The sequence below is a fragment of the Streptomyces griseofuscus genome (assembly GCF_014673495.1).
Taxonomy (GTDB): Bacteria; Actinomycetota; Actinomycetes; order Streptomycetales; family Streptomycetaceae; genus Streptomyces; species Streptomyces murinus.
Genome location: NZ_CP051006.1, coordinates 472,854 through 499,520 on the forward strand (window position 1 = coordinate 472,854; position 26,667 = coordinate 499,520).

The 26,667-nt window shown below is 73.4% G+C and carries 21 protein-coding genes and 1 pseudogene; 4 read left to right on the top strand and 18 right to left on the bottom strand.

The annotated features are described in order from the left end of the window. Positions 1–144: 144 nt before the first annotated feature. Positions 145–396, bottom strand: a complete 252-nt coding sequence (locus tag HEP81_RS02230; protein WP_207748326.1) for a hypothetical protein — start codon at positions 394–396, stop codon at positions 145–147. 290 nt (positions 397–686) lie between these two features. Between HEP81_RS02230 and HEP81_RS02235 the strand changes: the two genes are divergently transcribed. The 3 genes from HEP81_RS02235 to HEP81_RS02245 all read left to right on the top strand — a co-directional run bounded on the left by HEP81_RS02235 (position 687) and on the right by HEP81_RS02245 (position 3,698). Further along, complete coding sequence (locus HEP81_RS02235) at positions 687–1,361, top strand: response regulator transcription factor (protein WP_037652059.1); 675 nt, start codon at positions 687–689, stop codon at positions 1,359–1,361. Further along, positions 1,358–2,776, top strand: a complete 1,419-nt coding sequence (locus HEP81_RS02240; RefSeq protein ID WP_338058736.1) for a sensor histidine kinase — start codon at positions 1,358–1,360, stop codon at positions 2,774–2,776. The genes HEP81_RS02235 and HEP81_RS02240 overlap by 4 nt, the downstream gene beginning before the upstream one ends. A 61-nt stretch (positions 2,777–2,837) precedes the next feature. Beyond that, positions 2,838–3,698, top strand: a complete 861-nt coding sequence (locus tag HEP81_RS02245; RefSeq protein WP_037652057.1) for an endo alpha-1,4 polygalactosaminidase — start codon at positions 2,838–2,840, stop codon at positions 3,696–3,698. 155 nt (positions 3,699–3,853) lie between these two features. Here HEP81_RS02245 and HEP81_RS02250 read toward each other — a convergent pair whose 3' ends face one another. The 9 genes and pseudogenes from HEP81_RS02250 to HEP81_RS42565 all read right to left on the bottom strand — a co-directional run. Beyond that, positions 3,854–5,842, bottom strand: coding sequence for a glycoside hydrolase (locus HEP81_RS02250; RefSeq protein WP_037652055.1), 1,989 nt, complete (start codon positions 5,840–5,842; stop codon positions 3,854–3,856). Between the two features lie 18 nt (positions 5,843–5,860). Next, positions 5,861–7,306 carry a sensor histidine kinase gene (locus HEP81_RS02255; protein ID WP_051849905.1) on the bottom strand — a complete coding sequence of 482 codons (1,446 nt, stop codon included), beginning with the start codon at positions 7,304–7,306 and terminating at the stop codon, positions 5,861–5,863. Next, complete coding sequence (locus HEP81_RS02260) at positions 7,303–8,013, bottom strand: response regulator transcription factor (RefSeq protein WP_037652053.1); 711 nt, start codon at positions 8,011–8,013, stop codon at positions 7,303–7,305. Before HEP81_RS02260 ends, HEP81_RS02255 begins: the two co-directional genes overlap by 4 nt. A gap of 62 nt (positions 8,014–8,075) precedes the next feature. Continuing rightward, on the bottom strand, positions 8,076–8,909 hold the full coding sequence (locus HEP81_RS02265) for an aminotransferase class IV family protein (RefSeq protein WP_207748327.1): 834 nt from the start codon (positions 8,907–8,909) through the stop codon (positions 8,076–8,078). Positions 8,910–9,129: 220 nt separating this feature from the next. Beyond that, positions 9,130–10,005, bottom strand: coding sequence for a geranyl diphosphate 2-C-methyltransferase (locus HEP81_RS02270; RefSeq protein WP_037652052.1), 876 nt, complete (start codon positions 10,003–10,005; stop codon positions 9,130–9,132). A 15-nt stretch (positions 10,006–10,020) separates the two neighbouring features. Next, positions 10,021–11,289 carry a family 2 encapsulin nanocompartment cargo protein terpene cyclase gene (locus HEP81_RS02275; protein ID WP_051849904.1) on the bottom strand — a complete coding sequence of 423 codons (1,269 nt, stop codon included), beginning with the start codon at positions 11,287–11,289 and terminating at the stop codon, positions 10,021–10,023. Positions 11,290–11,411: 122 nt separating this feature from the next. Beyond that, a complete protein-coding gene (locus HEP81_RS02280; RefSeq protein ID WP_037652050.1) occupies positions 11,412–12,827 on the bottom strand; it encodes a family 2B encapsulin nanocompartment shell protein in 1,416 nt (471 codons plus the stop codon). 356 nt (positions 12,828–13,183) lie between these two features. Beyond that, positions 13,184–13,705: a DinB family protein gene (locus tag HEP81_RS02285; protein ID WP_037652049.1), complete on the bottom strand. Its 522-nt coding sequence runs from the start codon at positions 13,703–13,705 to the stop codon at positions 13,184–13,186. A gap of 80 nt (positions 13,706–13,785) precedes the next feature. Next, positions 13,786–13,977 (bottom strand): annotated as a pseudogene (locus HEP81_RS42565) (hypothetical protein); the annotation flags it as partial. A gap of 333 nt (positions 13,978–14,310) precedes the next feature. Here HEP81_RS42565 and HEP81_RS02290 point away from each other — a divergent pair. Next, the gene (locus tag HEP81_RS02290) at positions 14,311–15,240 is read left to right on the top strand and encodes a L,D-transpeptidase (RefSeq protein WP_078967183.1); all 930 of its coding nucleotides are present in this window, start codon (positions 14,311–14,313) and stop codon (positions 15,238–15,240) included. A gap of 597 nt (positions 15,241–15,837) precedes the next feature. Here the strand turns inward: HEP81_RS02290 and HEP81_RS02295 are convergent. The 8 genes from HEP81_RS02295 to HEP81_RS02330 form a co-directional block, all read right to left on the bottom strand. Beyond that, positions 15,838–17,520 (bottom strand): class I adenylate-forming enzyme family protein, encoded by a 1,683-nt coding sequence (locus HEP81_RS02295; protein WP_051849903.1) that lies wholly within the window; start codon positions 17,518–17,520, stop codon positions 15,838–15,840. Next, on the bottom strand, positions 17,517–19,277 hold the full coding sequence (locus HEP81_RS02300) for a CoA transferase (protein ID WP_037652047.1): 1,761 nt from the start codon (positions 19,275–19,277) through the stop codon (positions 17,517–17,519). The genes HEP81_RS02295 and HEP81_RS02300 overlap by 4 nt, the downstream gene beginning before the upstream one ends. After that, complete coding sequence (locus tag HEP81_RS02305) at positions 19,274–20,083, bottom strand: class I SAM-dependent methyltransferase (protein WP_037652044.1); 810 nt, start codon at positions 20,081–20,083, stop codon at positions 19,274–19,276. The genes HEP81_RS02300 and HEP81_RS02305 overlap by 4 nt, the downstream gene beginning before the upstream one ends. An 89-nt stretch (positions 20,084–20,172) precedes the next feature. Then, positions 20,173–21,729 carry a class I adenylate-forming enzyme family protein gene (locus HEP81_RS02310; RefSeq protein ID WP_037652042.1) on the bottom strand — a complete coding sequence of 519 codons (1,557 nt, stop codon included), beginning with the start codon at positions 21,727–21,729 and terminating at the stop codon, positions 20,173–20,175. A 1-nt stretch (position 21,730) separates the two neighbouring features. After that, positions 21,731–23,101: an FAD-dependent oxidoreductase gene (locus HEP81_RS02315; RefSeq protein ID WP_037652040.1), complete on the bottom strand. Its 1,371-nt coding sequence runs from the start codon at positions 23,099–23,101 to the stop codon at positions 21,731–21,733. Continuing rightward, positions 23,098–24,072, bottom strand: a complete 975-nt coding sequence (locus tag HEP81_RS02320) for a UbiA family prenyltransferase (protein ID WP_037652038.1) — start codon at positions 24,070–24,072, stop codon at positions 23,098–23,100. Before HEP81_RS02320 ends, HEP81_RS02315 begins: the two co-directional genes overlap by 4 nt. Before the next feature lie 188 nt (positions 24,073–24,260). Continuing rightward, a complete protein-coding gene (locus HEP81_RS02325) occupies positions 24,261–25,403 on the bottom strand; it encodes a DegT/DnrJ/EryC1/StrS family aminotransferase (RefSeq protein ID WP_037652035.1) in 1,143 nt (380 codons plus the stop codon). After that, positions 25,400–26,626 (bottom strand): DegT/DnrJ/EryC1/StrS family aminotransferase, encoded by a 1,227-nt coding sequence (locus HEP81_RS02330; RefSeq protein WP_274599477.1) that lies wholly within the window; start codon positions 26,624–26,626, stop codon positions 25,400–25,402. The genes HEP81_RS02325 and HEP81_RS02330 overlap by 4 nt, the downstream gene beginning before the upstream one ends. Between the last annotated feature and the right edge of the window lie 41 nt (positions 26,627–26,667).

The window sequence follows — 26,667 nt, forward strand, 5'->3', positions numbered from 1 at the left end:
CGGGAGCTGGCTGCCGCACGTGGAGGTCCAGTTGCCGAGCTCCACCTGGGACGGGTCGCTGGCGCGGTGGGCGGCGCAGTAGGCCTGGCTGACGGCGTTACCCTGTCTGACCGAGGTCGACCTGGGCGGGCGCGGCCTGCTGCTTCAGTCGGCCGTCTTCGCGTCCGGGCGGCTGGTGATCGCCGGTTTCGAGGCCCCGCAGGGGCAGCCGGTGCTCATCTGTCCGATACCGGGCGACCGGCGGCTGCTCATGGACGACCAGGTCAGCCCGCCGCCCGCGCTGACGAACCTGCTGGGCCGGACCCGGGCCGCCGCGCTCTTCAGCCCCCTGAGCACCACCCAACCGGCCACCGCCCTCGGCGTCTCCACGGCCACCGCCAGCCGACACGCCAGCATCCTGGTCGACGCCGGCCTCACCACCAAGGAGCGGCAGGGCGGGACGGTGGCGCACCACCTCACGCTGTGGGGCGGGGTGACGGGTGCGACGGTGCCCGGGTCGGTGGTGGTGCTGGCACCGGCCGTTCGGGTGTCGAAGGTCGGCCTCGACGCGGCGGGCCCGGTGGCGGATCGAGGTTCCCGGCTCGGCCACCCGGGTGCCGTCGGATTTTCTTCAGGTGTCTACTATGTCGTCCTCGCCGACGCCCCTCCCCCCTGCGCCGCCCTACCCCCAAGACGGAGTCAGAACCATGCGTGTGCTCCTGGTCGAGGACGAAGAGGATCTTCGGCATGTCATCGAGGCAGGGCTGCGGGGTGCCGGGTACGCCGTGGACGCTGTCGGGGACTGGCCGGACGCGGATGTTCTGCTCGATCTCGCGCCGTACGGCTGTGTGGTCCTGGATCGCATGGTGCCGTCCGGGGACACGCTGGACGCGCTCCGGGAGCGGAGGCGACGGGGGTGGACGACGCCGGTGCTGTGTCTGACGGCGATGAACGAGGTACCGGACCGGGTGGACGGCTTTCACGCCGGGGCGGACGACTACTTGGCGAAGCCGTTCGCGATGGTAGAGCTGGTGGTGCGGGTGGGCAGTCTGGTCCGCCGGGCACCGGAGCGGACGCCCGTGCGGCTTCGCCACGCCGACGTCGAGATGGACGAGGCCCGTCGCGAGGTGCGCAGGGCCGGGATCCTGCTGTCCCTGACGCCCAAGGAGTACGCGGTGCTGCGCCTGCTGCTCCTGCACCCCGAGGAGGTCGTCACCCGCTCGGCGCTGATCGAGCACTGCTGGGACGAGATGGCCGACCCCGTCTCGAACGTGGTGGACGCGGTCGTGGCGGGGCTGCGGCGCAAGCTCGGACCGCCCTCGCCGGTCCAGACCGTGCGCGGGCACGGGTTCCGGCTCTCCGGCAGCGCGGATCCAGTGTGACGGGCGGCCACGAAGGGCAGCGGTCGGCGGGGAGCCACCCGCGCCGGGCGCCGCGGCGCGCACTCCTGACACGGTTCCTCCCCCGGCGGGACGCACGGACCGCCGGAGAGCGGCGCGCCCCGTCCCCGGCTCGCCGCCGTCTCGGCCGGCTCCAGTGGCGGCTGACGCTCGCGTACACGCTCATCACCCTGGCCGGGGTGGGCGCGCTGTCATGGCTGGTGATCCGTACGGACGCGCGGTCCTGGCAGTCCGCCGAGTACGAGGAGCTGCACCGGCGGGCGGCGGTGGCCGTGTCGCTGATCTACTACACCGACGCGGGGATCCAGCTGGACGGCCTCTACGACGACGAGGCGACCAGCGCGGGCGCGCAGGTGATCGTGCTCCGGGCGCACGGGGGACGGCTGCGGCGGCTCTTCACCTCGCACGGCCCCGGTACGGCCGTCGAGTCCGGCGCGGTCGACCGGATCGCGCACCGGGCGATGACCCACGACGACACGGTGAGCGCCCGGGCCCGGACCGGCGCGAGCGATCCCGTGTACCTGCTGGCGCTGCCGTACTACCAGGACCAGTCGCAGAAGACGGCCGGCGCGGTGGTGGTGGTCGGCGAGCCGGGGAAAGGGCGGGCCGAGCACCGGCGTCTGGTGGTGGCGGTGCTGTCCGGCTCGGGTCTGTTGGTCCTGCTGTCGGCGGCGACCGGATACGTGCTGTCCGGGCGGAGCATGCGGCCCGCCTGGGAGGCGCTGGACGCGCAGGAGCGACTGCTCGCGGACGCGGCGCACGAGCTGCGTACCCCGGTGGCGGTGCTGCGCGGCTCGGTGGACATCGCGGACACCGATCCGGGAGGCCTGCACTCACATCTGCCCCGGCTGCGGCGGGCCACGGACCGGATGACGGACGTGGTCGACAACATCCTCACCCGCGGACGGCTCCAGGCGACGGACACCTTCCGGCCGGTGCCGCTGCGCCTCGACCAGCTGGTCGAGCAGGTCTGCGAGGAACTGCCGGTCTCCCGGCACACGGTGACGACCTTTCTGGACGCGTCGGTGGCCACGGCGGATCCGGCGCTGGTGCGGATCGCGGTCCGCAATCTGCTGGCCAACGCCCTGCGGCACGGGCGGACGCCGGGAGATCCACAGGACCGCGCCGAGGTGGACGTCATGGTGCGCGGTACGGCGGTGACGGTGGCGGACCGGGGCGCCGGGGTGGACCCGGAGGAGCTGCCCGGCCTGCTGGAGCGGTTCCGCTCCGAAGGGGGTGGTACGGGCATCGGGCTGTCGCTGGTGCGGGAGGTCGCCGCCGCGCACGGCGGGGAGGTGACGGTGCGGCGCAGGCCGGGCGGCGGTTCGGCCTTCGTACTGACGCTGGGGCCGCTCCAGCGGTCGGCCGGGCACCGCCGGGCTCCGCGTCCCTCATGAAATCCTCATGGTCGGCGGCTCAGGATGTGCGGGTCAGTACGAACTTTGCACAGGAGTCCGTGTGTCGAAGCACTCCGCTGTACCTTTCCTCCGCCGCAGAAGCACCGTCGTCGCCGGTGCGGTCGGGGTCGCCGCCGCTCTCGGGACGGGGCTGACGCTGTCCGACGTCTTCGCGGACACCCCGGCCGCGAAGGCGGCGCCGAAGGTGGTGCTCCCCGCGGCCGACGCCACGTTCGACTATCAGATCGGCGGCCCGTACACCCCGGCCAAGGGCGTCACCGCCGTGTCCCGCGACCGGTCCGCCAAGCCGGCCAAGGGCCTCTACAACGTGTGCTACGTGAACGCGTTCCAGGCCCAGCCCGAGTCGCTGAGCTGGTGGACGAAGAACCATCCCGATCTGGTCCTGCGGGGCAAGGGCATGCGTCCGGTGATCGACGAGGACTGGGACGAGGCGCTGTTGGACACGTCCACGGCCGACAAGCGCTCCCGTCTCGCCGCGGTCGTCGGCGCGTGGATCGACGGCTGTGCCAAGAGCGGCTTCCAGGCCGTCGAGCCGGACAACCTCGACTCCTACGAGCGTTCCGGCGGTCGGCTGACGAAGGCGGACAACGCGGCGTTCGCGAAGCTGCTGGCAGGGCGCGCCCACGCCGCCGGTCTCGCCGTCGGGCAGAAGAACACGGCCGACATGCTCTCGGACCGCACGAAGATCGGCTTCGACTTCGCCGTCGCCGAGGAGTGCGGGCAGTACAACGAGTGCGGCGCGTACGCCAAGGCGTACGCCGACCGTGTCTTCGTGATCGAGTACAAGGACAGCGGCTTCGACCGCGCCTGCGCGGACTTCGGCCCGAAGCTCGGCATCGTCCGGCGCGACCTGGACGTCTCGGTCCGCGGCTCCGCGAACTACACCTTCCGCACCTGCTGATCGGCCCCGAACCGGCGGACCGGCCGGCGGACCGGCGGCGCATCTGTCCCCCGAGCCGCCGAGCCGCCGAGCCGCCGAGCCGCCGAGCCGCCGAGCCGCCGAGCCACAACGGTCCGCCGGGCCCGTGGGGTCACAGGTCCGGCGGACCCCGGCGCTCACAGACCCGGCGGACACATGCGCCGGGCCTTGCCGCCCTTGAGCACCGCGTCGACGCATCCGCCGGGCAGGCCGTCGTGCGTCGCGGTGGAGAAGTTGGCGGTCATGGTCAGGGCGCCGTCGCCGAAGGTCGTCCGCTGCACCAGGCTGTCCGGCGTCAGACGGCGGAAGTCGGTCATCGGCAGGGTGGCCGCGGCCTGGTGCAGCGGCTCGAAGTACCGTTGCAGCGCGGCGATCTGCTCACCGTGCCGGTCCAGTTCGGACTGGTCGAGCACCAGGTTGAGCGGCACGTTGTACAGCATCGCCAGCAGCGCGCGGGTGCGGCTCTGGTCCGGCAGCTTCGACCAGGACAGCTCCCAGCGCTCGGTGCTGATCACCGAGTCGTGCAGCACCGTCTGATACAGCGGCACCCGGTACCTCGGGTCGTACATCGCCTTGGCGATGTCGTCCGGCAGATGGACGGGCTTGAAGTAGACCCCGGGCGCGCCCGCGGGCGCGTAACCGCCCCAGGTGGCCCGGTCCCGCTCCAGCGCCCACAGTCCGTCGGTGACGGGCGTGCCGGAACCGTGGCTGAAGGACACCACCCCGTTCGCCCAGGAACCGGCGCTCTCCGAACCGAGCACCAGCTTCCGGTCGCCGGACAGCCCCGCCATGCGCTCCAGCCGGTTGCGTCGGTCCCGCGCCTGGGTCATCGGGTGCGCCGGGGACCGGTCGGTGAACAGTTCGCCGGCCGCGTCCACGTCGAGGAAGGAGCTGTCGGCTCCGTTGGCGGTCATCTCCCGGGCCCGGTCGGCGAGATAGTGCTTCGACGGCTCGGCGCGCCGGAGCGCCTCGGAGCTGACGTAGCAGCCGCGCCCGCCGAAACCGGTGACCGGCTTGCCGTCCGCGTCCCGTACACAGGCGTCCGGCCACACCGGGGACGGCCACTTCGAGACCGGCGTGTCGGCCGAGTCAGGGTCCTGGGCGTTGGCCCAGGAGTCGTACGGTCCCACGAGGTAGCCGGAGCGTTCGGCGAGGGCGACGGCCTTGGCGTCCATGGGCGAGCCGTCGGCGTCGTAGCCGAGCCACATCCGGTCGATGCCGAGGTCCCGCAGCCGGCGCACGCCCTCGGCGGTGCGTGCCTGGCCCCAGGTGTAGGCGTGGAAGGCGCCCACCAGCCTGCCCACCGCGGGGTTCGCGGCGATCTTCGCGCGCAGGGTGGTGATGCCGCCGTGGTTGAGCAGCCAGGCGCGGTAGTCGCGGGCGGCGGCCACCGGGGAGCCGTCGGTGAGCGCGAAGGTGATCTTGTAGTCGCCGGTGTCCTCCCGCGCCGAGAACGTGTGCCGCGCCTCGGTGCGCAGCCGGCCGCCGGTCGAGGCGAACGTCAGCGTGCTGCCGATGTCGGACTCGGCGATGTAGCTCGACCCGTGCCGTCCGGTGAGGCTGGTGCCCCAGAACGGCATGGTCAGGCCGTCGGACAGGCCCGCCTCGCTGCCGGCGAGCCCGGCCTTTTGCGAGTTCCACCAGCGGTCGGCGACCGGCACCGACAGGCCCTCGCCGCGCGGTATCTGCATCTCCCGGGTGGCCAGGTCGACGCCGGTCACCGGCCAGTTCAGCGTGGCGTCGCGGTCGGAGCGCACCGATACCGCGAGGCGTCCGTCGCGGGCGGCGGCGGTCACGGTGAAACCCGTCGACGGATAGCGCCAGGTGGCCTCGCTCCCGTGCACCGACACCTTCCCCGCGGGGCCCAGGCCGTCCGCCGCGGGCGCCGAGAGCTGCCAGCCGCGGCCGTCATCGGCCTGTGCGCGCACGGCCAGGGACGCGGTGTCCACCGTCGTGTGTCCGCCGGTGACGGGCACGGTCACCCGGCCTCCGTGCACCTCGACGTGCTGGCGGTCACCGGTGCCGTCGCCGAACGCGGTGGCCGTGCCGACCACGCCGAGCACCACGAGGGCGCCGCTCAGCGCGACGACCTTCTTCCTGGTCTTCCTGATCTTCCTCGCCTTCATGGTCCGTCACTGTGGTGCTCAGGGATAAGAGACTTGTGAGAGGCCGTCGGAGGCGGCGGAGTCCGGTATCCGCAGCCGGAAGAGCGCGCCGCCGCCGGGCGCCTGACCCGCGGTGAGATCGGCATGGTGGGCGCGGGCGATCTGGCGGGCCATGGCGAGACCGAGCCCGGAGCCGGGCAGGGCGCGGGCCGTGCGGGCCCGGTAGAAGCGGTCGAAGACGTAGGGCAGGTCCTCGGCGGCGATGCCGGGCCCGTGGTCGCGGATCTCCAGGACCGTGCCGCCCGTGGTACGGGCCAGGGTGACCTCGACGGGGCGGCCGGGCGGACTGAACTTGGCCGCGTTGTCGAGCAGGCTCGACAGCAGCCGGGACAGCCGCGCCGGTACGCCCGCCACCGTCCCGGTCTCCGTGTCGTGGGCGATCCGCAGCCGGAAGGGGACGTCCGGCCAGTGGTCGCGGGCCGCGTCGACCGCGTGGGCGACGACCGAGGCCAGACGGACGTCCTCCACCAGCGGGTCCGGCTCCTCCTCGCGGGCCAGTTCGATCAGGTCGTTGACGAGGACGGTGACCTCGCGCAGCTGGCGGCCGAGCCCGCCGGCCGCCCGTTCGCGCTGTGCCGCGGTCAGCCGGTCGGAGCGGGCGAGCAGGTCGGCGTTGGCGCGCAGGGCGGTGAGCGGGGTGCGCAGTTCGTGGGAGGCGTCGGCGACCAGCCGGCGCTGGGCGGTCACGGACTTCTCCAGTTCCCCGAGCATGGTGTTGAAGGCGGCGGCGAGCCGGGTGATCTCGTCGTCGCCGGCCGCCCGCTTCGGGGGCAGCTCGATGCGGTGGCGGGCGTCGCGGGTGGCGGCGATGCGTTCCGCGGTCGCGGTCAGCCGGGCGACGGGGGCGAGGCCGGTCCGGGAGACCCAGAAGCCGAGCACCCCGGCCAGGACGACACCGGCCGCGCCGACGGCACCGAGCAGTCCGGCGGCCTGCCGTACCCCTTGGTCGACGGTGTCGGCGCGCACCGCGACCTGGAGGGCGCGGCCCGCCCCGAGGGGAGTGGTCAGCATCCGGGCGCGGTGGCCGGCGAGGCGGAGTTCGCTGTAGTAGGGGCCGCGGGTGCCGGCCGCCACCTGGCGGGTGGCGCCGGTGACGGGCAGCAGATAGGAGTCCGCCGGATCGTCCGCGGCGCGGGCGGGCACCAGTTGGGTGCAGGCCGGGGCGGCGAGGTACCGGCATTCTCCCTGGACGACGCCCGGCGGTTCCTGCCGGTACTGCTGGGCGGCCAGCCGTGCGGACTGGGTCAGATGCAGGTCCAGCTGGTGCAGCAGTTGCTGACGGATCACGAGGAACGCGGCGGCGCAGACCCCCAGCACGACGACGGCGACGGCGGCCGAGGCGGCGAGGGTCAGCCGGGTGCGCAGCCGGCGGCGCGGCCACCCGCCGCCCCTGCGTTCGGCCCGGTGCCAGGGCAGGCCCCTCATGGCAGGTCCAGCCGGTAGCCGACGCCGTGCACGGTGTGCACCAGCCGGGGTTCGCCCCCGGCCTCCAGTTTGCGCCGCAGGTAACCGACGTACACGGCGAGCGAGTTGGACTCCGGTCCGAAGTCGCGGCCCCACACGCGGTCCAGGATCACGCTTCTCGGCAGCACCTGGCCGGGGTGCCGGAGCAGCAGTTCCAGCAGGGAGAACTCGGTGCGGCTGAACTCGACGGCGCGGGCGCCGCGCCGCCCGGTGCGGGTGACCGGGTCCACGACGAGGTCGGCGAACGACAGTTCCGTCCCGGCCGCGGGTCCGGTGGGTGCGGAGCGGCGCAGCAGGGCCCGCACGCGGGCCACGAGTTCGTCCAGGGCGAAGGGTTTGACGAGGTAGTCGTCGGCGCCCGCGTCGAGGCCGTCGACCCGCTCGCGTACCGAGCCGAGGGCGGTGAGGACCAGGACGGGGGTGCGGTCGCCCAGGTTCCGCAGCCGTCGGCAGACCGCGAGCCCGTCGAGGCCCGGCAGCATCACGTCGAGGACCACGGCGTCGGGTTCCCACGCGGCCACGGCGGACAGCGCGCCGGGCCCGTCCTCCGCCCCGCGGACGTCGTAGCCCTCCACCGCGAGGCCGTCCTCGACGGCGTACCGCACCTCGGGCTCGTCGTCGACGACCAGGATCCTCGCCGCACACACCGGCTCACCAGCACTGTTCATACGGCCAGCTTGCCAAACACGGCCCGAGATGCGGCGCGCAAGGCGGCGAGGGGGCCGCTGTCCTACCCGACGGGCTGCCAGGGGTTCGTCTCGTAGCACTGCACGAGCAGTGCCGTGATGCCGGGATCGACGGTCAGCGCTGTCGCGTCGATGCTCGCGACCGGGACGGCCGGGGAGATCGAGTTCGTCAGGAAGGCCGTGAAGGACGGGGTGAGGTCGCGGAGACGGAGATCGCGGTGTTCGGATCGGATGCCCTCGGCGGCCAGGCCGCGTCGGAGGAGTTGCATCGTGATGCCCGGTAGCACGGCGGCCTCGGGCCAGATGACGTGGTCGCCGGTGAAGAAGGCGATGTTGGAGATCGAGGCCTCGCTGATACGGCCGTCGCGGTCGGTGAACAGGACGTCGTCGTAGCCGTCCAGGACCGCACGGCGACGGTGGTGGCTGAGTCCGAAGGTGCCGGCGTGCTTGACGTGGGGAAGGTCCCGCTCGTACGTCGTCGTCCGCAGCCGTACCGGTGAGGTCCGCGCATCCAGGGGCGCGGTCGTCGTCACGGCCAGGTCCGGCTCCCTGTGCTCGCCGCGCAGGACGGCGTCCTGATGGCGGCTGAAGACGGTCACCCGGGCGGTCACCGCGTCCGGGGAGGCTTGGAGGGCATGGCGCAGGCAGGCTCGTACGCGATCGGGGTCCAGAGCGGTGCCGAACAGCTCCCCGGTGCTGTCGTCGAGCCGCTTCAGATGCAGGTCCAGGCCGCGGACGGCTTGGTTGCGTGCCTGCATGGACGTGAAATGCGCGTAGTTGGCCCGCGCGAGCAGCTTCAGCTCGTCGCTGTCCGCTTCTACGCCGTTGATTTCCACCCGGTCGATGACGACCCCTCCCCCACTGGTACCGGTGCTCAACGGTAGTCCTCGGGGTGGCCGGGGCCGTCGTGCGGATGTCGTGGGACGAGTGCGGGGGCGGCCAGGGAGCGGTGGGCGGATGCGTTGATCATGCCGTCTACGACACTCCAGTGGTCGCGCCGGTTGCACCGCCCCGCCTCCGTGGCGGGATGCGACGTCCTGAGCAGTGCGGTCAGGGCGGGTCCCTGACCGCTTTGTCGGCTGCGGAGCCGACCGGGGCTCAGACGCGGTCGGCGGCGATCAGGACGTACTGGAAGGAGCCGTCGCGGTAGGACTCGATGAAGGCCTCCTCGATGCCGGTGACCAGGGAGGAGGTGGCCCGCAGCTCCCAGTAGGGCAGCGTGTCGGGGGTCAGGTCGATGATCGTCTGGGGCACGAGCCGGTTGTCGGCCATGGCGCGCAGGTACTCACGGCGGGAGTGGATGTTGCACTCGAAGTGGGCGTTGATCTGGGAGACCCACTTGGACGGCTGGCCGTAACGCGGGTTCCAGCAGCCGGTGATCGTCACATAGCGCCCGCCCACCTTCAGGATGCGGGAGTGCTCGGCGAACAGGTCGTGCAGGTCGACGTACATCGTGGACTCGTTGTTCCACGAGGCGGCGACGCTGCCCTTCTCGAAGGGGGTGTCCAGCATGTTGCAGACGTGGGAGCGGACATGGTCCTGGATACGGAGGTCCCGCGCGCGCCCGTTGCCGAACTCGGCCTGCGTCTTTGACAGGGTGACGCCCTGCACCCGGCAGCCGAAGCGGCGGTGGGCCATCACCATGGAGCCGCCGCGCCCGCAGCCGGCGTCCACGAGGGTGTCGTCGCTCGTGATGGCACCGAGGTGGTCCAGGAGCAGCTCCGCCTGGGCGGACTCCAGCCGGTGCAGCTCGGCGATGAGCTTCTTCTCGTACTCGCGGTGCTCCGGGTCGCCGAGCGCGGCGTGGTCGACGGCGCCGATGCCGTAGTGGTGGTGGTAGAGGCCGTCCACGTCACCGAGGCGCAGGTTCACCGGCCGCGCCTCGTTGTTCCAGTACCGGGCGATGTCCTCCTGGTAGGGGGTCGCCGGGGCCGGGATCTTCGCGGAGAGGGCGGGGGTCGTTTCCGTGGTCACAGGAATATCCGTTCTTTACCAGAAGTCGGGCAGGCTGTAGCGGTAGGTGTTGGTGCGGTGCCAGTCGTGGTTGCCGTCGACCCAGGTGGCCACGCCTTTGAGGAAGCGCAGCACGCTGGGCAGGGGGCACTCGGCCGCGACCTCGGCCGCGGCGGCCTCGAAGGCGTGCATGAGCTGGTTGTGGACCTCGACGGCCTTCAAGTAGGCCTCGCGTTCGGAGAGTTGCTCGCGCTGCGCGATCACCACCGGCAGGTTCAGATGCAGGCCGGGGCTGTCGAGTTCCTTGGTGTAGGAGTAGAGGTCGTTGACGATGGTGGCCGCGTTGCCGGCGAGGGCGATGGCCCGCTGCATCTTCGGCAGCGCGTGCAGATCGGCCGGCAGTTCGTAGCCGCCGACGGTGTCGGTGATGGTCGGGCAGGGGCGGAAGTTGTTGAACTGGCGCATCGCCAGGTACTCCCACACCTCGGGCACGTACTCGGTCTGCGCCCACGCGGCCTCGGCCAGGTAGCCCATGTGCAGCCGGGCCATGTCGTGCCGGTAGCGGTCGGACTGGGAGGGCGTGGCGGCGCGGACGAAGTAGTCCATCGCGCTGCGGTACGCCCGCCGCGGGGCGTCGGAGCCGAGCGACTCCTCCCACGCCGGGGCGTACTCCGGTGTGGTGTGGAGGTGGTCGAGCGTGGTGTGCGCGAGGAGGATGCGGCCGCCGAGGCCGACGGGCGAGCCGCCGTGGTCCTCGCAGTAGCAGTCGTCGACGGCGTTCTCCGCGACCATCAGCCGGGTGGCGAGCATCAGATGGTCGATGCTGGGGGCGTCGGGGTGGCAGGCGACCATGTAGCGCCCGACGGAGAAGCCGTCGAACTGGCCCTCCCACTCCTCGGGGTAGAGCTGGACCTCGTCCTCGGCCCAGCGCTTGATCCGGCGGCTCACCTCCTCGACACGGGCGGGGTCGGGCTCCGGGACGGGGTGGTGGTAGAGGCCGGGGACGACCGGGCCTTCGGCGGAGGAGACAGGGAGTACCTGGTCCGCTTCGGGTGCCGGGTCCGGGTCCGGTGCCGCTGCCGGGCGTAAGTCCGAGGTCGGCGGTTTGAGAGCGCGGGCCAGGGAGAGTGAGGACGTGCCCAGGCCGGTCGGTCCGCCGAGGATCCGCCGGAGGCCGGGGTCGGCGGCGAGGACGGGGGCGGGCCGTGTGACCGGTTCCGTGGCGGCGGAGACGGCCTGCTGGATCGAGGGCGTGGGCTGCTGCGGTGCGGGGGCGGTTGGTCCGAGGGGCCCGGGAGCGGGCATCTGCGACTCCTTGCTGCGGCGGCGGAGGGCGAACTCTTGCTGCGTCGGGCGGGGTCGGCGGCCTCCGCCGCGAAACGGTTCCTCTGGTCCCGCCCGGTTCCGCCTGCGGGCGATGTACGCGTTCAGTCCCGCCTGCGGGCGATGTGCACGTTCTCCAGCACGCCGAGCGCGTCGGGGACGAGGACCGCGGCGGAGTAGTACGTGCTGACGAGGTAGGAGGTGACCGCCTGCTCGTTGATGCCCATGAAGCGCACCGACAGGCCCGGCTCGTGCTCCTCCATCAGGCCCGTCTGCCACAGGCCGATGACGCCCTGGTTCTCCTCGCCCGTGCGCATAGCGATGATGGAGCTGGTCTGCTCCTCGCTGATCGGGATCTTGTTGCAGGGCAGGATCGGGACGCCGCGCCAGGCCGGGACGGTCTGTCCGCCGACGTCGACATGGTCCGGGTACAGACCGCAGGCGGTGAAGCCGCGGCCGATCGCGGCGATCGTCCTCGGGTGGGCGAGGAAGAACTTGGTGCCGCGACGGCGGGTGAGCAGTTCGTCCATGTCGTCCGGGGTCGGCGGCCCGGAGTGCGGCTGGATGCGCTGCTTGAAGTCCGCGTTGTGCAGCAGCCCGAACTCGGGGTTGTTGATGAGCTCGTGCTCCTGGCGCTCCCGCAACGCCTCGACCGTGAGCCGGAGTTGCTCCTCGGTCTGGTTCATCGGCCCGTTGTAGAGGTCGGCGACCCGGGTGTGGACGCGCAGGATGGTCTGCGCGACGGAGAGCTCGTACTCGCGCGGGTTCAGCTCGTAGTCGACGAAGGTGTGCGGCAGTTCGGCCTCGCCGACGTGACCGGCCGACATGGCGATCTCGGCCTCGCCGTACTTGTTCTGCCGTTTGCGGGTGGTGGAGCTGAACCGCTCGATGTGGGTCCGCAGGCTCGGCGCCGAGTCGTGTACGGCGGCGAAGTCGGCCCGGGAGAGAGTGAGGAGGGTGCCGGAGGTCTGGGCGGTGGCCGTGTAGGCGTGGCGGGAGTCGCCGTCCAGGAGGGCTTCCTCGCCGAAGTGCTCGCCGTCCGCGAGGACCGCGAGGGCGACTTCCGCGCCGTACTGGCCGTGGCCGGTCTGGCTGACCCGGCCGTGGGCGATCATATGGATGCGGTCGGCGGGCGTACCGCGTTCGACGAGGACCTCGCCGGCGGCGAAGTCGCGCTGGGTGCAGCGGTCGGCGAGGGCGGTGAGGGCGTCGAGGTCATCGAAGCCCCGCAGCAGGGCCAGTTCACCGAGTTCGCGGGGGATCACCCGGACCGTGGCGCCCTCTTGGACGAACTCGATGCGTCCGTCGCCCAGGGTGTGGCGCAGCCGCCGGTTGACCCGGTAGGCGCCGCCCTTGGTCTCGACCCAGGGGAGCATCCGCAGCAACCAGCGGGAGGTGATCTCCTGCATCTGCGGGGCGGACTTGGTGGTGGTGGCGAGGTTGCGGGCGGCGGCGGTGCTCAGGGACTGCTGCGGTGCGGCCGATACGGTCCGGGGCTCCGGGCTGCTGTCGACGGTCATCGGGGTGGGCCTCTCCTTGCGTGACAGGGCGGTCGACGCGCACGGGGGCGCCGACCGCGAAAGGGAGGAACGGCGAAGGGGAGGATCTCGGGGACCCGCCCACGCAGAGGACCGTAATGGCCGGTCAGGCCGTGTCTGCGGAATGCTGACGCGCTTACTCCGAAGCGGTGATAAAAAATTGAACGCGGTTTATCGGGTCGATGGATGGTATTGCGCCACCGTCGCGGAGGGCGGGGCGGGACGCGGCGGGCCGCACAAGACGATCACCGCGTCGCCCCCCGTACATGATCAAGCCAACACGCGTCGTGGACCGGCCGCCCGTGTTCGATTTCATGCCGAAGGCCGGGCCGGGATCCTCAGGTGAGGACCAGCCACCGGCGGCCGTCGAGGAGTTCACGGGCCGCGTCGAGATGGCCGGCGTGGCACGCGGTCTCGGTGATGACGTGCAGCAGGACGTCGCGCAGGGTGTGCAGGTGCGGTTCGCCGAAGAGATCGCGGGGCCACCAGGCAGGCGGGGCGTCGGCGGGGGTGGCGGTGATGACGGCGTCGGCGCGTTCCGCCTCCCGCCGGTACCGTTCGAGCACATCGGCGGCCGGCGTGTCCGGGGCCACCCGCCATGCCTCGTCACCGCTCGTCAGGTTCCGGACGACCGTCTCGTCCCCGGCGACGACCGCGCGGAACCAGAACCGCTCCACGTCCAGCGTGAGGTGCTGGACCATCCCGAGGCAGTGCCAGCCGGACGGCAGCACCGGGCGTCGCAGGTCCTTCGGGTCGAGCCCGTCGAGGATGCCGAGGACGTGGCGCCGCTGACCGTCCAGAACCCGGAGAAGGGTCCCGACCTCACCGCTCGGAACCGATTCGCTCACATGTCCGTTCATGGTCCGACAGGGTTCCTGAATGGCCCTGTCCGTGTGGGGGGTTCGCCGATATTCGGGCGGCGCGGTCGGCCTCGGGGCGGCGTCGGGGACATCCCGTCGATCCAGGCATTGCCGGACGCCGTGGCGTACCCGAGGCCGAAGGTCTTGTCGAGGAACGCCCACAGGAAGACGAACCCGGTCAGGATGCGCGGGGACGCGAGAGCGCGCGCCCGCCTGGTGTGCGTGTCGATGCCTGCCGACACGGCGAGCGCGGTTCTGGTCCCCTCTGGCATGCCCAGGTCCTGTTTTCGTTGACGGATACACTTTCCCGGCAGGCACGGCCCGGCGATAGGGCCCAACGTCCCTGTGCGCGGGCGTGGTTGGCGCGCCGCGGCGCGGGGCAGGGATCGGCGGGTCGACGAGGACAGCGCCGGGACCGGTTCCCCTGTCCGGCGACGCACAGGAGTTTGGGACACTCTTTGCGCGGGACACGCAACTGAGGTCCGCCTTCTCCTTGTCTGCCAGGGAGTCGGGCCCGTCAGGGCCGAAGGTACTAGAGAGCGGGGTAGTCAGTGGGACGGCGCAAGGGCAGCATAGGGATCGCACTGGTCACGGGTGCCGTGCTGATGGGTGCGAGCGCCTGCGGCGGCAGTGGCTCCGACACGGTCGGCAGTGACGCGAAGGCGCCGGGCAAGTCGGCCCCGAGCGCCTCCCCTTCGCCGACGAAGCCCGCGGGCCCGCCGATGCTGCTGGACACGATCACCCCGCAGAGCGGCACCACGGTGGGCGTGGCCATGCCGATCTCGGTGGTCTTCACCGACCCCGTGGCGGCCAAGGCACGGGCCACGGTGGAGAAGCACATGAAGGTCAGCACCTCGCAGCCGGTGGCGGGCGCCTGGCACTGGTTCGGCGACAAGCGCGCCGACTGGCGGCCGAAGACCTTCTGGCCCTCCGGCACGAAGGTGAAGATCGACGCCGACATGGAGGGCGTCAGCAACGGCGCCGGACGTTACGGCGTGCACGACTACACGCACACCTTCACGATCGGCGACGACGTCCGCGCGGATGTCTCGGTCACCGGCCACACCATGAAGGTGACCCGCGACGGCAAGCTGGTGCGCACCCTGTCCATCAACGCGGGCAGCCCCCAGTACCCGACGTGGAACGGCATCATGGCCGTGATCGACAAGCAGGAGAAGGTCCATATGACCTCCTGTAGCGTCGGTATCAGCTGCGACAAGGGCAGCCCCAACTACTACGACCTGACGCTGCCCTGGGACGTGCACCTGACCCAGAGCGGTACGTACGTCCACTACTCGACCGGCGACCCCACCCCGGGCGGCGGCAGCGCGCGTGGCTCGCACGGCTGCGTGCACCTGTCCCTGTCGGACGCCAAGTGGTTCTACGGCCAGGTCAAGCAGGGCGACCCGGTCACCATCACCGGCTCGTCCCGTGCCAAGGCGGATCCCGACAACGGCTACGCGGACTTCAACCTGGACTGGACCCAGTGGCTCGCGGGCAGCGCCTCCGGGGAGGGCACGACCTCGGCGCTGTGATCCACCCGTTCGGTGTCCCGGGCGGCCCGGCGTCGCCGCGGTCGCCCACACCGGGCGTCGTCCCGACCACGCGCGGGCCCCGGGGTGCCGGGGGTCCGTCCGCCGGAGGGCGGCGCGGAGGAGATTCCGCTTCCTCCGGACGGGTCCGTGGCCGCCGTGGTGGCCGGGGACGCCATGCACTGGTCCGGCCTGACGGTGGCGGGCCCTGAGATCGCCCGGGTCCTCACTCCCGGCGCCACCCTGGCCGGGGTGTGGAATGTCGTGGACGACGGGGTCGCGTGGGTCGCCGGGCTCGCCGACGCCGGCCGGGAGCGCGGCCAGCGGCCTCGGGAGACGCCCGCCGACAGGCGTGCCGAGCGGGCCGATGTGCACCTTCCGGAGTCCGGCGCCCGGACCGGTTCGGCTCGCCGGAGCAGTCCGTGTTCCCGCACGGGCAGCGCGTCGTACCGCCGACTCTCCCGTCGCGGCCCTCGGCACACGTACGGGGCTCCCGGCCGTGCCGGACCGGATCCGCGAGGTCGGCGACGGGCCCCGCGGTCCCCGGCACCGCGACCGGCCGCCGGGCCCCGAACGCCGAGCCCCGGCCGCCGAGCCCGATCACCGGGGCCCCGGGAACCGGCCCCCCTCCTGCCGGGCCGCCCACGCGGTCAGCGTCCGGTAGCAGATCTTGCCGGTGGGGCCGAGCGGCATCTCGTCCACCAGCAGCAGGAGTTCGGGGTGTTTGCGGCGGCCCAGGCCGCGGGACAGCAGGTGCTCGGTGAGGTCGGCCGGCGTGGGCGCGGGGGTGCCGGGGGCCGGGCGGACGCAGGCGCACAGGCGTTCCCCGAGGTCGGGGTCGGGCACCGGGACGCACACCGCCTCGGCGACGCACGGATGGCCGTTCAGTTCGTGTTCCACCTCGGCGAGGCTGATGTTGAGGCCGCCGCGTACGACGATGCGCTTGAACCGGCCCAGGACGTGCAGCCTGCCGTACTCGTCCAGGCGGCCCAGGTCGCCGGTGCGCACCCAGCCGTCGGGGGTGCGGTAACGGGCGTTCAGCTCGGGCGAGTTGACGTAGCACAGGGGTGTCATCGGGCCCAGTGCCTCGATCTGGCCGCTTTGTCCGGTGGGCAGCGGGCTGCCGTCGGGGCCGGTGATCCGGATGCGGGCCACCCCGGGGTCGGGGGTGCCGACGCTGTCGCCGGTGGGCCGGCTCTCCCCCGCCGTATGGCAGTTGACGCCGTCCGAGGAGCCGTAGACGGTCACCACCGGGCGGCCGAAGCGGCGGCGGCACGCCTCGGCGACCGCCGGTGGCAGGGCGGCGCCGCTGGAGACGACGGCGCGCAACGACGAGGTGTCCTCGCCCGGTCGGGCCGGGAGGTCGGCGATGCGGCGCAGCATGGTGGGCACCGCGAACAGATGGGTGGGGCGGTGCTCGGCGATCAGCCGGAGCGCACCCGCCGGGTCGAACCGCGAGGGCACGATCAGGGTGCCGCCGAGGACGGCGAGGGTGACCGGGGTGCCGAGGGAGCCGAAGGAGGAGGCCAGCGGCACGAGGACGAGGTGGCGGGGCGGCACCGCGGGGTCCGGGTGCAGGGCGCGGACGTAGCGGGCCCGGCCGCCGGCGAGGGCGTGATGGCTGTAGGCGACCATCTTGGGTTCGGTCTCGGAGCCGGAGGACACCAGGATGCGGGCGGGCCCGTAGGGGTCGACGGGCCCGGGCCGCCAGGGCTCGGGGGCGCGGGGCATGGGCGGGTGCAGGCCGAGTGCGCCGGTGCGGTCCGGGCCGGGGACGTACCGGGTGGCCAGGTGGGGAAGGTCCGGGAGGACCCGGATCTGTTCGGCGCGGGCGAGCACGGCGGCGCGGGCCCGGGAGCGGCCCAGCAGGGCGCGGGTGTCGCGGTCGTCGCCGCTCGGGGGCAGGGGCAGGGCGACCGCGCCGAGCGCGTACACGGCGAGTTCGGCGGCCACGGCGTCGCGTCCGTCGGGCAGCCGCAGCGCCACCACGTCCCCGGCGGCGAGGTCCGATCCGGCGAACAGGGCGGCGATCCGGCGGACTTCGGCGCCCAGGGCCGCATAGGTCAGCGTCCCGGCGTCGTCCACCAGGGCGGCGCGGTCCGGGTGTTCGCGGACCCGGGCGGTGAACAGCGTGTACAGGTCGGCGTCCGGGCATAGGCCCTCGGACACCCAGGCCAGGCGACGGGCCCGGGGCACGAGGTCGGGGAAGGGCACACCGGCGCGCGAGGTCCACACCAGGTGTCCGCCCCGGGCCGCGGGGAGGGTGGCGGGGGCGACGGTCATGCGAACTCCCAGGGCGCGTGCGGTCGGGCGTGGCCGATGAGCGGGTCCGGTGGGGCGACCGCCGCCTTGAACGCGGGGTCGTCGGCCAGGGCGGCCAGGTCGGTGTGGACGGGGGTGGCGGTCAGGCCCGCTTCGGCCAGGCGGTGCGTCCACTCGTCGGTGGTGAGGGCCGACCCCTCGGCGCGGCCCAGCAACCGGTGCACCGCCTCGGGATGCGCGCGGGCCTCGGGGCCGAGGTACAGATGACCGTCCGCGGTGCGCACGGGGCGGTCCGATGCCGTCCAGCGCACCCGGTGCGCGGGGCGCGGGATCAGGGCGGCGGCGGAGACCAGGCTGGAGTCGACGCGGCCGCCCCGCCCGGTCCCCTCCCGCCGTGCCAGCGCGGCCAGCACGCCCTGGGCGCACACCAGTCCGCCGAGGACGTCGGTGAGGGTCATCAGGGAGGGGGCCGGGGGTTCGTCGGCCGGGCGTACGGCGGCGGCGAGTCCGCTGTGCACCTGGGCGAGGTAGTCGGTGCCGAGCGGCGGGCGGTCGCCGAGCGTGTCGCCGAAGCCGGAGGCCCAGGCGTACACCAGGGCGGGTCGGTCGGACAGCAGATCGGCGGCGTCCAGGCCGAGCCGGGCGGCCTTGCCGGGGGCCCAGTTGTGCACGAAGGCGTCGGCCTCGGCGGCCAGCTCGCGTACCGTCTCCCGGCCCCGCGCGGTCGTCAGGTCCGCCTCGACGACCCGCTTGCCCGCGTTGAGGGCGGTGAACCGGGCCGAGGTGTCCCCGGCCAGCGGGGGCAGCCAGCGCATCGGGTCGCCGCCCGGGGGTTCGATCCGGATCACCTCGGCGCCCAGCATCCCGAGGACGTGTCCGGCGAGGGGGCCCTGCACCCGGCGCGTGGACTCCACCACCCGCAGGCCCGCGAGCGGCAGGGGCGGCACGGGCACATCGGGAGCCGGGTGCGCGGGTCCGGACGTCCGCCGCCGGGGAACCGGGGCGACGGCCGGTGCGGGCTGCCGGTGTCCAGGGTGGACGGCCGGGGCGGGGGTGAGCCGCCAGGGTTCGGGGTGGACGGCCGGGGCGGGGTCGGCGCCGAGGGTGAGGAGGCTGACGCCGGTGTCGTACGCGGCGGCCACCAGGTCCGGCAGGGTACGGCGGCGGGCGGCGGCGCGCAGTTCCTCGGGCAACGGGCACACGGCGGTGGCGAACCGCTGCTGGAAGGGCAGCCAACCGCGCCCCGCGAGGGCGGAAGGCACGCCGAGCAGGGCCCAGAACTCCCGCCAGGCCGACGGGTCGAGGGTCTCCACCTCCACGCGGGCGCCGTCGGCCGTCTCCAGGGTCGCGAGACCGCTCGCGCACGGCTCCGGTCCCGCCGTGGAGGGCGGGCCGTCCGCCTCGCGGGCCGTCGCGGCGGCGAGGTACTGGCCGACCGCCAGCAACGCCCCCTGTGCGACCGAGGTCCGCACCTCGCGCAGGTCGAGCCCGCGGGCCCGCCCGATCCCGGCGGCTGTGGCTCCTTGGGCGGCGAGGACCCCGGCCACCACCGAGGCGTAGTCGACGGCGAGCGGGACCGGGCCGCCGGTGGCCCGGCCGTGGATGTGCATGAGCCCGCAGGCGGCCTGTACGGCACGCTCGTCAGGCAGTTCCATGCCGACCGGACCGGCCCAGTCGAGCGTGGGGCGCACCTGCGGCACACCCGGTGCGGTGTGCCGGAGCAGTTGGTCGGCGACGGCGGCGGCGACCACCGGACGTACGACGGTACGAGGAGTCACCTCTCCTCCCCGCCGGGCCGGCGGCCCTGCACCGAGTAGAAGACACTGGAGGCGGCGCGGAAGCCGGGGTCGCGCATCAACTGCCGTACCCGTTCCAGCTCTTCGTCGGTCATGCCCTGCTCCACCAGCCGGTCGCGGAGATTGTGGGTGTGGTTCGACTGGAGTCCCAGGCCGGGGTCCTGGGCGTGGCGGACGCCGATGTGCAGATGGACGTCGACGGCGGTCAGTCCGGCCGCGCGCAGGGCGGCGGGCACGGCGCGTCCCCAGTGCGGGTCGCCGCCCGCGGCGCGCATCGCGGCCGACTTGGCCCGCAGGAAGCGGAGGTACAGTTCCTCGGCCGCCGCGTCCGGGGTCAGCAGCGGGGGCTCGTAGGAGGCGTCGATCTCGTCGATCTGGAGCAGTCCGCCGGGTCGCAGGGCGCGTACGAGCCGGGGCAGGACGGCGGCGCGGGTCGGTACGTGCTGGAGCACCAGGCGCGCCACGATGAGGTCGTAGGCCGCCTCGGGCAGCGGATCGCGGGCCACGTCGAGGGCGGCGACCGCCAGCTGCGGGCCGGGGACGAGGTCGCGGGGGTCGCGGTCGGTGGCGAGCACCGAGCCGCCCGGTGCGACCCGCCGCGCCAGCCAGCGGGCGATGCTGCCGCCGCCCGCGCCGATCTCCAGGCAGTGCCAGCCCGGGCCGACCCCGGCGGCGGCCAGCCGGGGCAGGGTCACCGGGTCGTAGGCGGCCTCCAGACAGCGGTGCTGGTCGCGGCTGTGCGCGGTGCCGTTGCCGAAGACCGCGCGGGCCGGGGCCGGCGGTGCCATGCGGGGGTTCCTTTCATCGAGGGGGCCGGCCGGTCACAACGCGGCCTTGGGGAGGGTGAGTTCACGCAGGAGGCCGAAGGCGCCGTCCGTCAGGTCCAGCGGCCGGTGCCCGCGAGCCCGGTGCCGGTGAGGCGGTGCGCCAGGGCGGCGCGGCGGACCTTGCCGGTGCCGGTGCGGGGCACATCGTCCCAGGTGAGGACTGCCGGTTCACGCAGTGCCGGTAGGCCGTTCGTGGCCTCTTTCCAGGCGCCCGGGTCGAGCCGGCCGTCGGCGGTGATCACGACGGGCAGCGGATCGCCGTCGCCGGCGCCGAGGATGACGCATTCCAGGGCCTGGGGCAGCCGTTCCTCCAGGAGGTCCTCGGTCCGCAGGCAGCTCAGGCCGGGCATGCTGTCGACCTCGCGGTCCAGGACGCTGACGCTGCCGTCGCGGTGGTGCACGCCGATGTCGCCCGTGGACCACCAGTCGCCGACGCGTTTGGCGTCCCAGCGTTCGTCCTCGGTGAGATAGCCGAGGGCGAGGGCGGCGGTGCGTACCAGGAGCAGTCCGGGGCGGCCGCGTGGCACCGGGCGCAGGGTGTCCGGGTCGACCGCGCGCAGCCGGGTCCGGCCCGGCACCGGGCGGCCGAGCCGGCGCGCCGTGGTCTCCGCGTCCGGGCCGAGGGTGCCGCGCCGCGTGTGGAAGCGGAAGGTCAGCGGGCCGGTCTCGGTCTGGCCCCACCCTTGCATCCACAGCGGGCGGTGGTGGCGGGTCGCGGTCAGGTAGGCGCGCAGGGCGGGCGGGTGGACGGCGTCGTAGGTGCTGATGTAGAGGCGGACGCGCCGGAATGGGTTGTCCAGGCGGGTGGTGAGCGGGCGCATCCGTACGTAGGTGGCGGGCAGTGCCTCGACGACGGTGGGCGGGTGGGCGCGCAGCAGCGGGTCGGCGGTGTTGGGGTCGTCGCCAGTGAGCAGGACGACCTCGGCGGGCGGGGTGGACAGGATCACCGCCGTCCAGCAGAAGGTACGGCCGTGGGCGTACGCGCTGGCGTTGAGCAGGACGTCGTCCCGGCGGATGCCGATGCCCGGGTAGCGGACCGCCTCGAAGCGGGCGAGTTTGTGCACGAGGGTGCGGGTGCAGTGGACGACCAGCTTCGGTACCCCGGTCGTGCCGGAGGTGTGGTGGATGACCAGGGGGTCGTCGTCGGACCGCCGTACCGGTGGGCGGGGCCGGCCGGCGTCCAGGGCGGCGAGGTGGACGGCGCCGGGCACCTCGGCGTCGAGGGTGACGCGGACCGGTGGGCTCGCGGCTCCGCAGCGGTCGAGCAGCGCGCAGGTGGTGACGAGCGCGGCCGGGCGCAGCCGCTCCAGCAGGGTGCGCAGGGTCTCCGGCTCCAGCCGGGCGGACAGCAGCGCGGGGACGGCGCCGGCGCGGACGGCGGCGCAGGCGAGCAGGTCGTAGTCCCAGTGGTTGTCCTTGACGATCGCCACCCGGTCCCCGGGCCGTACTCCGGCGGCGGCCAGCCGGGCGGCGGTCACCCGGACGAGGTCGGCGAGTTCCGGGACGCTCCAGCGGGTTCCGGCGTCCGGGGCGATGTCGAGGGGCCGGTCGAGGTGGAACACGGTGCGGGCACCGGCCGCCGCGGCCTCGTCGAACAGGGTGCCCATGTCATGCGGTCGCAACGGACTTCTCCAGTCGGTCGGGGCCGGCCGGGCGGGGTCGGCCGAGCCTGCTCAGGACGCGGGACGCGGCGAGTGCGCCCGCGCGGACGGCGCCCTCGGACGCGGGGCGGAGCATCACCCAGTCACCGGCGTACTCCACCGCGCGCACCGGCCGGTCCAGGAAGGCTGCGCGTTCGGCGAGGGCCGCCGGGGTGGCTTCGGGCAGGCCGTGGCGGAAGGTGTGCGCGAAGTGGTGGCGGCGGGCGGCGCCGATGCCGGGGACGTAGCGTTCGGCCGCGTGGACCAGCAGGTCGGCGGCGTCGTCCGGGTCGGCGTCCAGGAGTTCGGGAACCTGGCGCGGGGCGGCCACGAGGGTGATCAGGCCGCGGCCTTCGGGGGCGCGGCCGGGGTCCTTGGCGTGGTCCACGACGACGCCGGAGAGCACTTGTTCCTCGGCGTCCGGGGTGAGCAGGATGTGCACCGGGCGCCGCGCGGCCGGGGCGAGCGGGCGGTCCAGCAGACAGCTGACCTTCAGCATCGGGGTGAAGGTGCAGGCGGTGAGGAACGGCCGTTCTTCGGCGGGGACTTCGGGGCGCAGGGCCACCGCCGCGGGTGCGGGTACGGCGAGCACCGCGGCCCGCGCCCTGACCTCGCCGTCGTCGCAGCGCAGGACGGCGTGCCCGCCCGCGTCGACCACCTCGCGCACGGTGTGCCCGGTGACGACCTCGGTGTCGGCGGCGAGCCGGCGGGCGAGGAAGTCCATGCCCTCGCGGTAGGTACGCCAACTGCTCGGGGAACCGGCCTCCAGCAGCAGGCTGACCAGCGGGGCGGCGGCCGAGCGGCCGGTGTCCCAGCCGAAGAAGCAGCCCGCGACCGGCTGGAAGAGGTAGTCGTGCAGGTCGCGGTGGTAACGCGCGGCGGCCTCGCGGACGGTGGTGGCGCCGAGCGGGGTGCGTTCGGGGCGGTCGCCGTCGAAACCGGCGGCGCGGCGGCCGGACCAGGCGGAGAAGGCGGCCAGGTCGCGGCGGGCGCGGGCGGACAGTCCGGCGCCGGTGAGCAGGGCCGTGCGCTCCCCCACGCCGGGGCGGGCGCGGCCGCCGCGCCAGACGGCCACTCCGCCGCCGACCCGGGGCACATCGGCCGGGGTGACGCCGAGGCGGCGCAGCAGTTCCCAGGTGGCGCGGTAGCCGCGGGAGGCGACCTGTTCGGCGCCGGTGTCCATGGTCCAGCCCTGGTGGCGCAGGCTGCGCATCCGGCCGCCCACGTCCGGGAGCTGCTCGTAGACGCGGACGGAGAGTCCGGCACGGCGCAGTTCATGGGCGGCGGTCAGTCCGGCGATGCCCGCGCCGACGACGGCGACGTCCAGTTCGGGTGTCATCGGGTGGCCCCCCAGCCGAGGAGGATGTCGGCCGCGGTCATCAGGGCCACGCTGAGCCGGTGCACGGTGAAGCCGGTCCTGCGGGCGGCCATGATGTCGCCGCGGACGAACCCGGTCAGGTACTGGCGGGTGCGCAGCGCGGTCGCGGGGAGCATCAGCGGCACGAACCACCAGGGGGCCGTGCCGGTGGCCGAGGCGAGCGCGCCGATGAGGAACTCGGCGGCCGACAGCACCCCGATGAAGACGGCGTTGCCCCGCTCGGAGACCAGCGCGGCCACGGTGGGACGGCCCACGGCCCGGTCGCCCTCGACGTCATTGGTGTTGGAGTAGACCCCGAACATCAGCGGACCGAACCCGAACAGCACCGCCTGCACCATCAGGAAGCCGGCGAACTCCCCCGTCAGCAGCCCGTAGGGGACGATCACCAGTACGGCGCCGAGGGCGACCAGGAACGCCTCCTGGAATCCGTGGTAGCTGATCTTCAGACCGTACGAGTACTGGAGTGACACCACGAACAGGGCGCCCCCGGCGACGAGCGCCCACAGCGGGCGGTGCGGGGCGAGCGTGGCGGCGGCCGTCCACAGCAGGACGCCCGCCACCGCGCAGGTCCAGGCGAAGCGCAGCGCCTGGGGCACCGTCAGGGCTCCGGCGACCAGCGGCTTGCGCGCCTTGCTGCGCAGGGGGTTGTCGGGGCCGTAGTTGGCGAGGTCGCTGCCGTCGCGGAACCCGGTGACGTCGTCCAGGGCGACCATCGCCATCAGGACGGCGATCTCGCCGACCAGGAACAGCGCCAGTACCAATGCCTTGCGGGCGGTGAAGGTGTCGAGCGGGAACAGGGCGGCGGCCAGGGCGAGGAAGATGCCGAGGTAGTAGTCGTACACGTCCAGCTTGCCGAGCCGCGCATAGCTGCGCAGCCTGCTGGGAGCGTGGGTGGCGGCCGTGGGGCGGCCCGCCACGATGCTGTCGGTCATGGGGCCTTTTCAGGTCGGTCTGTGGGAGGGGTGGTCGGCGCCCCCGGGGGTGGGGGCGCGCGGGGATGGGTGATCCGGATGGGTGGGGGTGCCGTGGGCGGACGGGGGTGTGCGGTACGGGCCCTGCACCCCACCCCTAGGGGGCAGCGGGAGGGGGGCCGGCGGTCTTGTACCGGTGGTGTCGTCCGTCAGCCGTGCGTCGTGGCGAAGGCGCACACGAGGTCGGCCACCTGCCGGACCTGGGCGTCGGTCAGCAAGTGGTGCACCGGCAGCGACAGATGGCGGCGGGACGCCTGCGCCGCGGCGGGCCAGCGGGCATCCGGTGGCGCGTACGGGGCGAAGGCGGGGTGCGCGGGCAGGGGGCTCGGGTAGTAGACGTGACCGGCCACTCCGTGCTCGGCCAGGTGAGCCGCGAGGGCGTCCCGGGCGTCGGCGAGGACCGTGTACACGTAGAAGCAGCGGCCGTCGCGGTCGGGCGGCGGCGGGGTCACCCCGCGGTCGGCGAGCGGGGTGAAGCGCTCGGTGTAGTAGGCGGCGATCTCGGCCCGCCGGGCGAGGCGTGCGGGGAAACCGGCGTAGCGGTGTGTCTGGAAGGCCGCCTGGATCTCGTCGAAGCGGCTGTTGACGCCGACGGCGTGGTGGACGAAGCGCCGCCCGGGCCGCTGGCCGTGGTTGCGCAGCATCCGCACCCGCTCGCCGAGCGCCTGGTCCCGGGTGATCACCACACCGCCCTCGCCCGGCATTCCGCACGTCTTGACCTGCACGAAGGAGTAGACGCCCGCCTCGCCCCACAGCCCGGCCGGCACGCCGCGCAGCACACCGCCCTGGGCGACCGCCGAGTCCTCCAGCAGGCGCAGTCCGTGCCGCCGGGCCAGCTCGGCGAAGCGGGGCATGTCGGCCATCACGGAGAACATATGGGCGGGCATCACCGCTCTGGTCCGCTCGGTGACGAGCCGCTGGGCGGCGTCCGGGTCCATGGTCATGGTGTCCGGGCGGATGTCGGCGAAGACCGGGAGGGCTCCGACGGCGACGACCGAGGAGGCCAGCGGCGCGCAGCCGAAGGCGGGGACGATCACCTCGTCGCCGGGGCCGATGTCCATGGCGCGCAGCACCAGCGAGAGCGCGGAGGTGCCGCTGGAGCAGGCGACCACGTCGGCGGCGCCGAGGTCGGCGCGCAGCAGTTCCTCGAAGGCGGCGGTGCGGCTGCCCAGGATGAAACGTTGCTCCGGATCGAGGCCCACCTCGCGGACCAGGCCGATCAGTTCGGCGCGGTCGGCCTCGAAGAGGGCGGGCGGGAAGAAGGGGACGGCGGTGGCGGGGGTGTTGGTCATGCGGTGGTCCCCGTCGTGGCGAGGAAGGAGCCGATGGTGTCGCAGACGCGGTCCAGGTCGCCGGGGGGCAGATCGGGGTGGAAGGGCAGGGCCACGGCGCGCCGGGCGGCGGCCTCCGCGTGCGGGAAGTCGCCGGGCCGGTGGCCGAGGTGGCCGAAGACGGGCTGGTGGGGCAGCGGCAGCGGGTAGTAGACCTCGGTGCCGATGCCCTGCCTGTCGAGGTGGTCGACCAGGGCGTCGCGGTGCTCGGTCTCGATCAGGTAGACGTAGTGCACATCGCGGTCGTCCGGCGTCTCCGCGACGGCTCGCGGCAGGCGGAGGATGCCGGGCAGGTCGCGCAGCCGGGCGGTGTAGGCGGCGGCCAGTTCGGCGCGGCGCGCGATGTGCTCCTCCAGGAGGGGCAGTTTGGCGAGCAGGACGGCCGCCTGGATGTCGTCCATCTTGCTGTTCGCGCCGGGCAGCGCGCTCTCGGTGGAGATGGCCGGGAAGTCGTTGAGCGTACGGCCGCCCCTGCCGTGGTGGCGCAGGGCCGCGACGGTGTCCGCGATCTCCGGGTCGTCGGTGAGGACGGCTCCGGCGTCGCCGATCGCGCCGAGCGTCTTCGAGGGGAAGAACGACAGGACGCCGCCCCGGCCGTGCAGGCCCGCGTGGACGCCTCGACGCCGCATGCCGATCGCCTCGGCGCTGTCCTCGACGACGGTGAGGCCGTGCCGCCGGGCGACACCGTCGACGGCCGCCATGTCGGCCATGGTGTGGAACAGATGCACCGGCATCACGAACCGGCTGCGGGGGGTGACGGCGGCGTCGAGCGCCTCGGGGTCCATCGCGTACGTGACCGGGTCGATGTCCACGAACTGCGGGCGTCCGCCCGCGAGTACGACGGCCGAGGCGGTGGCGAAGAACGAGTACGCCGGCACCAGGACCCCGTCGCCGGGCCGCAGTCCGCAGGCGCGCAGCAGCAGCACCAGCGCGTCGGTACCGCTGTTGACGCCGATCACATGGCGGGCGCCGGTGTAGCGCGCGAGTTCCGTCTCAAGTTGCCCCACCTGTTTTCCATGGCTGAATTTGCCGCTGTCGAAAACGTCGCCCAACGCCTTTTCGATGGACGGCCACAATTGTTCGAAAGTGGCGGCCTGGGAGAAGAAGGGAATCGATTCGGCCGCCCCCGGAGGGGTCGGTGTCGCGCCCCCGGCCGGCGCCCGAAGCTGTCCACTGGAAGGCAAACTCTCATCCGTCCCGTCGTTTCTGCGGAAGGGTCACGGTA